This is a genomic window from Candidatus Liberibacter americanus str. Sao Paulo, from assembly GCF_000496595.1.
Lineage (GTDB): Bacteria > Pseudomonadota > Alphaproteobacteria > Rhizobiales > Rhizobiaceae > Liberibacter > Liberibacter americanus.
Genome location: NC_022793.1, coordinates 366,331 through 379,173, shown reverse-complemented (window position 1 = coordinate 379,173; position 12,843 = coordinate 366,331). Strand labels below are relative to the sequence as shown.

The following is a 12,843-nucleotide window of genomic DNA, read 5'->3' as shown; positions in this document are numbered from 1 at the left end:
CCTCAATCAAAATAAAAGCTTTAACATAATCTAATTATTACAGTATAAAGTTATATAATTAAATATAATACAATATATTAAAGTGAAGCGATAATATATAAAATATGGATTAAAAATATAACTATCAAAATTACTTAATAAAAATTAAAAATTATTCTATTCAAAGTATAGAAAAACAATATAAATATATAATATTACATATGATGTAATATTATTATTAATAATATAATTAATTTAAATAAAATAATATTAATATAATTATAGCTAACTTATATAAATTATCAATATAGTTATCAAGAGATATAGTCTAATTATATTTAATTTCTTACTATTTATAATGTTTATGATTTATCATTTATATGATATTCATTATGAAAATTGATGGAAAGGAAATCATTTGCATAATATAAATAAAACAGACAACAGAATATATTACGATAAACGAATGAGAAGAAATCGCAAATCCGACTGGATAAGAGAACTTGTAAGAGAAAATAGCCTGTCTGTAAAAGATCTAGTCCTGCCTATTTTCCTAACTGATGGGAAAAATATAAAACATAAAATAGATTCTATGCCTGGAATCTTACGTATGAGCATTGACGTCGCAATAGAAAAAATTAAACAAGCCGCTGATCTGGGTATAACTGCTATCGCAATATTTCCAAATATTAACAAAGATTATAAAGATGCTATGGGATCACATATTCTTAATCCAAATAATCTTATAAATGAAGGAACTTACTCAATTAAAAAAAAAGTTCCTAACATAGGAATTATTACAGATGTAGCGCTAGATCCTTTTACCATCCATGGGCATGATGGAATATTGCGAAATGGAGAAATTATAAATGATGAAACTTTGGAAATAATATCACGTGCAGCTGTAGAACAAGCAAATGCAGGAGCCGATATAATTGCTCCATCAGAAATGATGGATGGTCGTGTACGTGCTATTAGAAAAATGCTTGACGATAATGGGCATATAAACGTTGGAATTATGCCCTATTCTGTTAAATTTAATTCATCTTTTTATGGGCCATATCGCGACGCAATTTCTACAAAAGGGCTTTTAGAAGGAGATAAGAAAACCTACTATGTTGATCCTGCTAACGCTCAAGAGTCAATACGTGAAGCTAATCTTGATATTGAAGAAGGAGCTGACATGATTTTAATAAAGCCTGGATTACCATATCTTGATATATGCTTTAGAATAAAAGAAAAGTTTGGATTGCCAACATTTGCTTATCAAGTTTCTGGTGAATACTCCATGATTCAGGCAGCCTCTCTTAAAGGATGGATAGATCGGAAAAGCGCAATGCTAGAAAGCTTAATATCATTCAAAAGAGCAGGATGCGATGGTATTTTTACATACTTCGCTATAGAAGCAGCTAGTATTATCGGCAAAAATAAATAAAGAAATAATCAATATGTAAAAAAATATAATATAAACATATGTATATGACTGCTTCTATACAAACAAAAGTACAATTATTCTAATAAAAAACATACCATAATTATCATATAAGATAATAAACAATAAAATAATATTATGAATATAACAAATCAAATATCAAACAAATAAGCACAGGATAATAACACTAGAAATGTCTAAAAATTATATTCATAATATATAAGATCAAGATTTAAAGTCATTATAACTTTAAAATTTCCCTGAACGAGGAAAACCTTTAGGAACAAGAGAGCCAACCGCTCCACGCTTACCCAACCATCCTATTAAATCATTTTTAGATCTGCTAAAAACACGCCCCGCACCATCTGTCCAATTAACACCTTCACTCATATTAAAACATAAAACATCAGAAATACCCCCAACTTTATAGGATTGCAACTTAACACCTTTTCCACGACTTAGTTCAGGGACCTGATCTATAGGAAATATCAAAAATCTACGATTCTCACCTACTACAGCAACATGATCATGATTATCAACTACCTTTACAGCCAATTTCATCTTCTCTCCAGAAGAAACGTTAAGCACTTGTTTTCCCTTACGGGTATTAGCAATGATTTGAGATTCTTTAACTATAAAAGCATTTCCTTTGCTTGAAGCAACTAATAACTTACATAAGTTATCATGAACAAATGCAGTGACAATTTCCTGATTTTGATTTATATCTACTAAAAGCTGTATTGCTTCTCCATGACCACGCTTGTTGGATAAACTTGCTGCAGGAATTGTATAGGCCTTTCCATCAGTCGATAAAAGCAATATTTTATCGGTAGTATAAGCGTGAAATGATATTTTCAAACAATCTCCTTCTTTGAAGACAATAGAAGGCAAATCTACAGAATGACCTTTGAAAGATCGTATCCATCCTCTTTCAGAAATAATAATTGTTATAGCTTCCTTTTCTATCAGCGACTTCTGTACTGTAGACTTATCAGCTTTCGACATCTCAGAAAATGTTGTTCTTCTTTTGCCTAAATTAGTTGACTTTAAAAAAACATCTCTTACTTCACGAATTTCTTGAGATATTCTATCCCATTGAATCTTTTCCGAATTTAATAAAGAATCAACATTCTTCTTTTCTATCATCAAATTCTCAAATTCAGACCTGATTTCAAATTCCTCTAATTTACGTAAAGAACGTAATCTCAAATTAAGCACAGCGTCTGCTTGATTATCTGTCAGAGAAAAACGTGATACCATAACTGGTTTTGGTTTATCTTCATTTCGTATAATATAAATTATTTCATCAATATTAAGATAAGCGATCAATAAACCTTTTAATACTTCAACACGGCTGTTGATAGCATCCATACGGAAAAGAGATCGTCTAATAAGAACATTTCGACGATGTGCAAGCCACTCCTTTAACACTTCATTAAGAGGCATAACTTTAGGAATACGACCCATTGATAAAACATTCATGTTTAATGGAAATCGTGATTCCATATCACTCAACATAAACATTGATTCCATCAAAATATTCGGATCTACTGAACGATTTTTGGGGAATAATACTATACGCAAATCTTCAGAAGATTCATCACGAACATCTTCTAATAAAGGTATTTTCTTGGTAATAATTAGATCAGCAATTTTTTCAATCAATCTAGATTTCTGTACTTGATAAGGTATCTCAGTTACTACTATACACCATGAACCACGACCAACATCTTCTATATGCCATCTGGCACGAACTCTAAATCCGCCTCGACCTGAACGGTATGCTTCCAAAATACTATCACGACTATCAATAATTATACCACCTGTAGGAAAATCAGGTCCAATAACATATTCTAATAAATTTTCAACTGAAGCATCTGGTTTCTCAATTAATAAAAGAGCTGCATCGCAAATTTCATGAACATTATGAGAAGGAATAGAAGTTGCCATTCCAACAGCAATACCGCTAGAACCATTAGCAAGAAGATTAGGGAATGCACCTGGAAAAACGATAGGTTCATTATCTTCATCATTATATGTGCTACGAAAATCAACGGTATTTTCACTTACTCCACGTATTATCATACTAGCTACCTGAGTCATACGTGCTTCTGTATATCGATAAGCAGCAGCACTATCACCATCAATGTTGCCGAAATTACCTTGTCCATCAATTATTGGATATCTTTGAGAAAAATCCTGAGCAAGACGCACCAATGCATCATAAACAGATTGATCGCCGTGGGGATGCAACTTACCTATCACCTCCCCCACAATACGTGCACTCTTTTTAAAGGCTGATTTAAAATCTAAGCCCATCTCACTCATTGCATAAATAATTCGTCTATGCACAGGTTTAAAACCATCTCTAACATCAGGAAGTGCACGATTTTTAATAGTCGACAACGCATATGCAAGATACCTTTCTTCCAGTGCATCTTGCAAAGAAACCAACTTTAAATTCTCTTCAATTAAATTATCAACATTAGATAGATCATCAGCACCCATACAAATCACCTTTTACAGAAATAATATTTGCTATAAGACACAATCAATAATTTACCATCTTTAAATCAGCATCAACACAAACTTTTAAAAATATATTCAAATGAACATAAAACCTCCGATGCTAATAATAAAGAGAAACCAAAAATATCTCTCTAAATATCAATGATCATAGTTCCCAATATACTTTTCTAGAAAAGTACTATTTTTTAAACAAATAAAAGCCTAAAAACTGATCTATGTCACAAAAACAAGATTAGCGACATATTAAAAAATTTTACCGATCAAACTATGAAAGCAAAAAATAGAAACCTTACAGCACATATGAAAGCATATTAACCAATCAACATATATAACTCAATTATACTATACTCTTTTATCTAAAGTAACATAATCACGATATTTAGGCCCTGTATAAAGCTGACGAGGACGACCTACCTTACGAGACAAGTCCATAGTCATTTCATTCCATTGAGCAATCCAACCTGCAACACGAGACAACGCAAATAAAGCTGTAAATAAACTTTTTGGAAATCCCATGGATCTTAAAGTAATTCCTGAGTAAAAATCAACGTTTGGATATAATTTTTTCTCAACAAAATATTCATCTTCAAGAGCAATTTTCTCCAGTTCAATAGCAACCTTTACTATTGGATCATCGCTATTCCCAGTGGCTTCCAATACCTCATACATAGTATCGCGCATAATCCGACAACGAGGATCATAGTTTTTATATACACGATGACCAAAACCCATAATACGAAATGGATCATTTTTATCTTTAGCTCGATTTATATACTCAGGGATACGATCTGGCGAACCGATCTCCATTAACATATTAAGAGCTGCTTCATTAGCGCCACCGTGTGCACGTCCACCAAGACAAGCTATACCTGCGGCAATACATGCAAAAGGATTAGACCCGGAAGATCCTGCCAAACGAACTGTAGATGTAGAGGCATTTTGTTCATGATCAGCATGTAAGATCAATATACGATCCATAGCACGAGCCAACAATGGATTCACATGATACTCCTCACAAGGAATTGAAAAACACATGTGTAAAAAATTGGAAGCATAATCAAGATCATTTCTAGGATATACAAAAGGCTGGCCTATAGAATACTTATAAGTCATTGCAACTATAGTTGATATTTTTGCAATCATTCGAAATGAAACAGTCATACACTGTTCAAAATCTTTCATATCAGAAGGGCTATAATAAAAAGCTGACAAAGCACCAACAGCGCCAACCAACATTGCCATAGGATGAGCATCATGCGGGAAGCCCGTAAAAAAACGAGACATATTTTCATTCAACAAAGTATGTCTGGCAATTTTATAATCAAAATCTTTCTTTTGGGTAGCATTAGGAAGATCTCCATGCAGTAGTAAATAGCATACTTCTAGAAAGTCACTATGCGATGATAACTGCTCAATCGGATACCCCCTATAAAGCAATATCCCATCCTTACCATCAACAAAAGTTATTTTAGATTCACAAGAAGCAGTCGAATAAAACCCTGGATCATATGTAAAGATACCACTCTTATGTAAAGAAGATATATCTAAAACAGTGGAACCAAGACTGCCTTTCTTAACGGGAAGTTCAATAACATCATTTTCTAAATGCAATTTTGCGTATCTATCCATAATAAGTTTCCCCAAAAATAATCTTTCACTATATTTAATAAAGTGAGACTAACAATTAGCATATTAAATAGCCATAATGTAGCATTATAAATAATATGCATTATAATATATTTATCTTATACGTTGTTATCCATAAAAAATAATCAATTTAACAATATAATTTGTTTATTAATTCCTAAATTAATAATAAGCATATATTTTTTAAAATTTTATAATTAAATAATTAAGATACATCTTAAATAAAGCATGAACATATATCTAAAATGTTTTTGAAATATATTCACACTAATATAATAAAATTATCCCAAAACCTAATACAAGTAGAAAAAGATTACGGACACCTGTTTTTGTTTATTCCTGTCTTTCTTGCATTTGGAGCAGCATTTTGGTTTACGAAAGCAAATCAAATATCTACGCCAACAATCATAATAAGTTGCATTATTACGGTTATCATATGATTAAATATCAGGCATTTAAATCCTAATTTAGTCCTCATATTCAGTGCAATAACATACTTTTTGATAGGAATGATGCTTGCAGCTATCGAAACAGAACGAAATACAACAGTTATACTTTCTGAAACAATAACAACAAATTTAAAAGGATTAGTAAAATGGAGAGAGCCATCAAAAGGAGATAAATGGCACTATTTAGTCCAAGTAATTGAAATAAGAGGCGATAAATCAGACCTTATTCGACAAAATGTTATAGTTTCAGTAAACAAAAAACATGAACACTTTATACCTGGGGAAATAATCGAAGGTATTGCAAGCCTATCACCACCACCTGGACCAGCCTTGTCCGGACTTTTTGAATCTAGTTTTTTTAATTATTATAAAGGAATAAGCGCCACCGGCTTCTTTTATTCTATACCAAGATCATATTTAGAAAATGATAATAATATTTGGGAACAGCCATTATTTAAAATAAAATCTTTTTTAAACGAAATACGAACGAACATAGGAATATATATTCGTAAAAAGATTCCTGGAGATACAGGTGCGCTTGCCGCGGCACTTGTAACTGACGAACGCCGTGCAATATCTCAAGAAACAATAAACGACCTACAGAAATCAGGGATAGCACATATAATAGCAATTTCTGGAATAAATATGACTATAGCAGCAGGTCTTTTTTTTCTAGTTATGAGATCAATATTTTCCTCATTCCCAATTTTTGCAGAAAAATTTCCAATTAAAAAAATAGCTTCTTTGGGAGCGCTTATTACGGTAACAGCATATTTTTTAATATCAGGCGCAAGCATATCAGCTCAAAGAGCCTACTTCATGGTAATAATCACATTAATCTCTTATATATTTGACAAACATTTAATGGGATTGCGTAGCATAGCATTAACAGCAATTGTAATTATATGCTTTTTCCCATCAGAAGTAATGGGAGCCAGCTTTCAAATGTCATTTGCTACAACTGCAGCATTAATAGCAAGCAGTTCAATATGGCAAAAAAAAATCTCTACACCACATCCCTTACTTGTAATTCTTCCAGACAAAGGAATAATTATAACTGCAATAGTCAATTTTTTTAAAGTTATTTTCCTTACATCTTTGATAGGAAGCGCATCAGCATCAATATTTTTAATCAAGCATTTTCATTGCATGCCAATATACGGAATAATTGCGAATATTATCACTATCCCAATTTTATCCTTTATTGTAATGCCAGCAGGGATTATTGCTGTACCATTAATATTTTTTTCTTTGGATGGAATCCCCTTATATGTAATGGGATGGGGACTAGATTTAATAATTATAGTAGCACATAAAATCGCAAACATAGGGGATAATTTTTGCACAGGGAAAATATCATCAACACTATTTATCGTCACAATAGTTGGCTTCTTAATATTAACACTTCTAAAAACAAATATAAGACACATAGGAACAGCAATATTGACGATTGCAACTCCTATTTTATTGTTTTTTCCATCTTATAAAAATCCTGATATTATCATTGCAAAAAATGGAAAACTTGTAGCCTTTCTAGATAAAAACACCTTGATTTCCAATCAACTAAATCCGAATAATTTCATATTATCACAATGGCAATCATCTCTTAAAGCACCAATATATGAAGGCCCACTAATAAAAAAAGTAAAATCAAAAAAAATAGGTCTACAAGATATAGAAGAAATGATTGAATCAATGCCTGAGAAAAAATTTATTTGTTTCAATAAATCATTTTGCCTTGGACATAGTAAAGGCTCAATTATAAGCACAATTAAAAGAAAAGAAAATATGCAACTAATATGCCAACTATCTGATATAATAATAACCACAATAAAAGACATGAAGCCTAAATTATGTAAAGCTTCATTATTCATTGATCCAGAAATGCTACAAAAGAAAGGCTCTTTAGAAATAAAAATTTTATCAAAAGAAAACAAACAAGATAGACCAGTCTTTATTGTAAATAACGCAATAGAAAATATATTTTTACCATGGAATAAGCATAGAAATCAAAAGATTGAAAAACAATTTATTTAAAATAGAAACAATGAAAATTGTTATACTAATATTAAATTCTAAAATATAATTATTCCTGTTATATCCAAAGTAATATTAACAATCCATAAAAACTTATTGCAAATAGAAAAATGAATTTAATTTCTGCGAACATATAAAATAATACTATAATCTTAACAATAAAAAACTCACCTAAATATTGAATATATTTTTAGAATAAATAATTTTTCCCCTGTTTATATTGTTGTATATATAATATAAACCATCGGATTAAATAAATTATATTATATATCCAAATAGCAGCATTAAACGATAGCTATCGACAATATAATCGAATTACTGTAGAGATTGATTAAAATACGCATAAATAAAAATCAGTGGCTATCTATGAACAATCTACAAAACTAATTAGGAGAGTATATAATGATCATTAACGACATTATCGCCCGAGAAGTGCTTGATAGCCGCGGCAATCCAACCGTTGAAGTAGATGTATGCCTAAAAGACGGCAGCAAAGGCCGTTCCATGGTCCCTTCTGGAGCATCTACAGGAATCCATGAAGCCTGCGAATTACGTGATAAAGAAAAACGATATTTTGGGAAAGGAGTACTTAAAGCAGTAGAAATCATTAATAATGATATTCGGAAAACATTATCTGGATGCGATGCCAGAAATCAGCTGCTTATTGACAATAAAATGATCGATCTGGATGGAACTCCTAATAAAGCTCGCATTGGAGCTAATTCTATACTTGGAGTATCGCTCGCAGTATCTAAAGCTGCAGCAAAATCCTCTGATCTTCCATTATATCAATACCTAGGAGGATGTAATGCTAATATTCTTCCAGTACCCATGATGAATATTATTAACGGCGGTATTCATGCTGATAATTCAATTGATTTTCAAGAATTTATGATTGCTCCTGTAAGCGCAGAAAATATACGTGAAGCTATACGCATGGGCGCAGAAGTATTTCATACTTTAAAACAAGAATTAAAATCACAAGGATATCGCACAGATGTAGGAGATGAAGGCGGTTTCTCTCCTGATCTAAAAACCACGACTTCCGCACTTGATTTAATAATGAATGCCATAGAAAAAGCAGGATATACTGCTGGAGAAGATATTATTATAGCTCTTGATTGTGCCGCATCTGCATTTTTTAAAGATGGCAAATATATTTTAGCAGGTGAAAATCTAGAAATGAAGCCTGATGAAATGTCCGATTATCTCGAAAATCTTATCAATCGTTATCCTATCTATTCTATAGAAGACGGAATGCATGAAGATGATTGGGATGGATGGAAAATTCTAACCGATAAGATAGGATCACGCTGTCAATTAGTGGGGGATGACCTTTTTGTCACTAATCCAAAACGTTTATACAAAGGGACTAGTTCAGGAATCGCCAATTCAATACTAGTTAAACCAAACCAAATAGGATCAGTTTCTGAAACTCTTAACACTGTTGAAAAAGCACATAGAGCGGGATATCGCAGCATTATTTCTCATCGTTCAGGAGAAACAGAAGATAATATGATATCAGATTTAGCAGTTGCAACCAATTGCGGGCAAATTAAAGCAGGATCTCTGTCAAGATCTGATAGACTTGCAAAATACAATCAATTAATACGTATTGAAGAAAATCTTGGGGAACAGGCAAAGTTTGCCGGACGTTCTATTATAGACAAAAAATCAAATATATTATTAAATGCAGCCATATGAATTAAGAATAAAAAATTAACTTAACTCTAATTATTATTTATTTATATGTATTTTAGCATGTATTATATTTAATGAACATTTTGCAAAAAGTTTTTATATATTATGCGGAATAAATTTTATAAAAAAAATACAGTATACACCACGATATTTCGTGTTTTTGCATTTTCTTTGATAGTTTATTTTAGCAATCATGCTATAAGGGGAGATTATGGCTTGAAAGCGAATAAACACCTAGAAAATTCTATTATAAGGCAAGAAAGAATTCTACTAGAAGCGCAAAAAACCCGCAAAAAATTAGAACATAAGGTGAAACTAATGAGCGATGGTTCCCTTGAAAAAGATGTTTTGGATGAAAAGGCAAGATATAATCTTAACTTATCTCGTAATGATGAGATTATTTTATTCGACGAAGATTCTTAGTGGCAAGTATAATTTCTTGCTTGTAAAAAGAATGTACGAACATTAGTCCATTATATAAAAAACTCTTTGATTTTATTCGTAAGATGTTTTCTATAATATTATAAGGCTACCAGCATATGCATAGTAAAGAGTGAAGTTGGAGGTACAAAATTAGTGGCTATTAATACATCGATTTTTCCTGAAGGATGTAGAGATTCTATAGCAGATATACCGTTTTTTAAACATATCAAAATTTCTAAATTTGATAGTATAAAAACTCTATCAGCGTATAGAGAAATGTTGATAATCCGTCGTTTTGAGGAAAAAGCTGGGCAGTTATATGGCATGGGTTTAATAGGAGGTTTTTGCCATCTATGCATTGGTCAAGAAGCAGTCATTGTTGGCATTAAGATGGCTATTTCAGAAGGAGATCAAATGATTACAGCCTATAGAGATCATGGTCATATTCTAGCTTGTGGAGTAGAAGCATCAAAAGTTATGGCGGAATTGACCGGTCGACAAGGAGGCATATCAAAAGGAAAAGGCGGATCTATGCATATGTTCTCTACTGAAAAAGGATTTTATGGAGGACATGGAATTGTAGGAGCTCAAGTTTCCCTTGGAACTGGAATTGCTTTTGCAAATAAGTATAGAAAATCTGATAGAGTAAGCGTAGTTTGTTTTGGAGATGGAGCTGCAAACCAAGGACAAGTTTATGAAAGCTTTAACATGGCATCACTGTGGAAACTCGGAGTGATTTACGTGGTCGAAAACAATCAATATGCCATGGGAACTTCTGTTGCAAGATCATCTGCACAAACTAACTTCTCAAAAAGAGGAATATCCTTTAACATTCCTGGAATACAAATTGATGGGATGGATGTAAAATCTGTAAAAGAAACTATGGATAAAGCTGTTGCATATTGCCGTGCAAACAATGGTCCGATTATAATAGAAATGCTTACATATCGATATAAAGGTCATTCTATGTCCGATCCTGCATCTTACCGCAGTCGCAATGAAGTGGATGATATCCGCACTAACCATGATCCAATTGAGCAAGTACGTAAAAAAATACTGGAAGAAAAATGGGCAAGTGAAGATGATCTAAAAAAGATAGAAGTTGATGTACGTCGTATCATAAATGATAGTGTAGAATTCGCAAAATTAGATAAAGAACCCGATACTTCTGAGCTCCACTCAGATATACTGATATGAAGCAGGAGTAAAAAATGCCAATTTTAATAACAATGCCATCTCTTTCTCCAACAATGACAGCTGGAAATATTTCAGCATGGAAAAAGAATAAAGGAGACAATTTAAAGCCAGGCGATATAATTTGCGAGGTAGAAACCGATAAAGCAGTTATGGATGTTGAAACTGTCGAAGAAGGAATACTTGAAGAAATACTTATTCCAAGCGGCACACAAGATATAAAAGTAAACACCCCTATTGCCATCATTCGACAAGAGGGAGATGCTGATGCCGATATCGAAAGTTTTAAATTAGAACAATCAATGAAGCCTATCGAAAGCTCAAAGGATAATACCCAGACTTTATCCAATGAGGATAATGTAAAAATCAATTCTAATAACCATAAAAAATCTACTATAAATCCATTAAATAAGTCAGATTTAAGTGAGCATGAATTTGATATCAATGCGCCGACAATATCAATTACTGTAAGAGAAGCACTTAGAGATGCAATGAAAGAAGAAATGCATAGAGATAAAGATGTTTTTATTATAGGAGAAGAGGTTGCAGAATATCAGGGAGCTTATAAAGTAACCCAAGGGCTTCTACAAGAATTTAGCGCTGATAGAGTAATTGATACACCTATTACTGAACATGGATTCACAGGTGTTGGAATAGGAGCAAGCTTTACAGGATTAAAGCCAATTGTAGAATTTATGACTTTCAATTTTGCAATGCAGGCAATTGATCAGATTATTAATTCTGCTGCTAAAACTAGATATATGTCCGGTGGACAAATAAAAACTTCTATAGTATTCCGAGGACCTAATGGCTCTGCATCACGTGTTGCTGCACAACATTCACAATGCTATGCGGCATGGTACAGTCATATACCAGGATTAAAAGTTATTATGCCATATACAGCTTCTGATGCAAAAGGACTTTTGAAAGCCGCTATTCGCGATCCTAATCCTGTTGTTTTTCTTGAAAATGAAGTTCTATATGGAAAAAAGTTTGAAGTTCCAGTAGTAGAAGACTTAGTTATTCCAATCGGGAAGGCACGAATTCACCGTACAGGGAATGATATAACATTAGTTTCATTTGGAATTGGTATGACATATGCAATAAAAGCAATATCTGAGCTGGAAAATTCAGGAATAGATGTAGAATTAATAGATCTTCGAACAATTCGGCCAATGGATTTGAAAACAATATTTGAATCAGTAAAAAAAACCGGAAGACTAGTAACTGTTGAAGAAGGATATCCTCAGTCATCAGTTGGATCTGAAATTGCTAATAGAGTGCAAAAAGAAATTTTTGACTATCTTGACGCTCCCATCATAACAGTAACAGGCAAAGATGTTCCGATGCCATACGCTGTAAATCTTGAAAAATTAGCTCTTCCTAATGTAAATGAAATAATCGAAGCAATTGAATCAGTATGCTATAAACGAAAAGCGAGAACATAAAGTA

General features: G+C 32.4%; 7 protein-coding genes and 1 pseudogene. 6 read left to right on the top strand and 2 right to left on the bottom strand.

All coding sequences use genetic code 11. The annotated features are described in order from the left end of the window. Window positions 1-445: 445 nt before the first annotated feature. Window positions 446-1,414 (top strand): porphobilinogen synthase, encoded by a 969-nt coding sequence (hemB, locus tag LAM_RS01600; RefSeq protein WP_023466208.1) that lies wholly within the window; start codon window positions 446-448, stop codon window positions 1,412-1,414. Between the two features lie 246 nt (window positions 1,415-1,660). Here the strand turns inward: hemB and parC are convergent, their stop codons facing one another. Both parC and LAM_RS01590 read right to left on the bottom strand, forming a co-directional pair. Further along, window positions 1,661-3,919, bottom strand: a complete 2,259-nt coding sequence (gene parC / locus LAM_RS01595; protein ID WP_007556953.1) for a DNA topoisomerase IV subunit A — start codon at window positions 3,917-3,919, stop codon at window positions 1,661-1,663. 363 nt (window positions 3,920-4,282) lie between these two features. Further along, entirely contained in the window at window positions 4,283-5,569 is a 1,287-nt protein-coding gene (locus LAM_RS01590; protein ID WP_007556952.1) for a citrate synthase, read from the bottom strand. A gap of 527 nt (window positions 5,570-6,096) precedes the next feature. Here LAM_RS01590 and LAM_RS05345 point away from each other — a divergent pair. The 5 genes and pseudogenes from LAM_RS05345 to LAM_RS01565 all read left to right on the top strand — a co-directional run bounded on the left by LAM_RS05345 (window position 6,097) and on the right by LAM_RS01565 (window position 12,839). Further along, window positions 6,097-8,073, top strand: coding sequence for a ComEC/Rec2 family competence protein (locus LAM_RS05345; RefSeq protein WP_023466206.1), 1,977 nt, complete (start codon window positions 6,097-6,099; stop codon window positions 8,071-8,073). A gap of 402 nt (window positions 8,074-8,475) precedes the next feature. Further along, window positions 8,476-9,777, top strand: coding sequence for a phosphopyruvate hydratase (gene eno, locus LAM_RS01580; RefSeq protein ID WP_007556950.1), 1,302 nt, complete (start codon window positions 8,476-8,478; stop codon window positions 9,775-9,777). Between the two features lie 102 nt (window positions 9,778-9,879). After that, window positions 9,880-10,197 (top strand): FtsB family cell division protein, encoded by a 318-nt coding sequence (locus LAM_RS01575; protein WP_007556949.1) that lies wholly within the window; start codon window positions 9,880-9,882, stop codon window positions 10,195-10,197. A gap of 240 nt (window positions 10,198-10,437) precedes the next feature. Then, window positions 10,438-11,394, top strand: a pseudogene (pdhA, locus tag LAM_RS01570) (pyruvate dehydrogenase (acetyl-transferring) E1 component subunit alpha); the annotation flags it as partial. A 14-nt stretch (window positions 11,395-11,408) separates the two neighbouring features. Beyond that, the gene (locus LAM_RS01565) at window positions 11,409-12,839 is read left to right on the top strand and encodes a pyruvate dehydrogenase complex E1 component subunit beta (protein WP_007556947.1); all 1,431 of its coding nucleotides are present in this window, start codon (window positions 11,409-11,411) and stop codon (window positions 12,837-12,839) included. The last annotated feature ends 4 nt before the right edge of the window (window positions 12,840-12,843 follow it).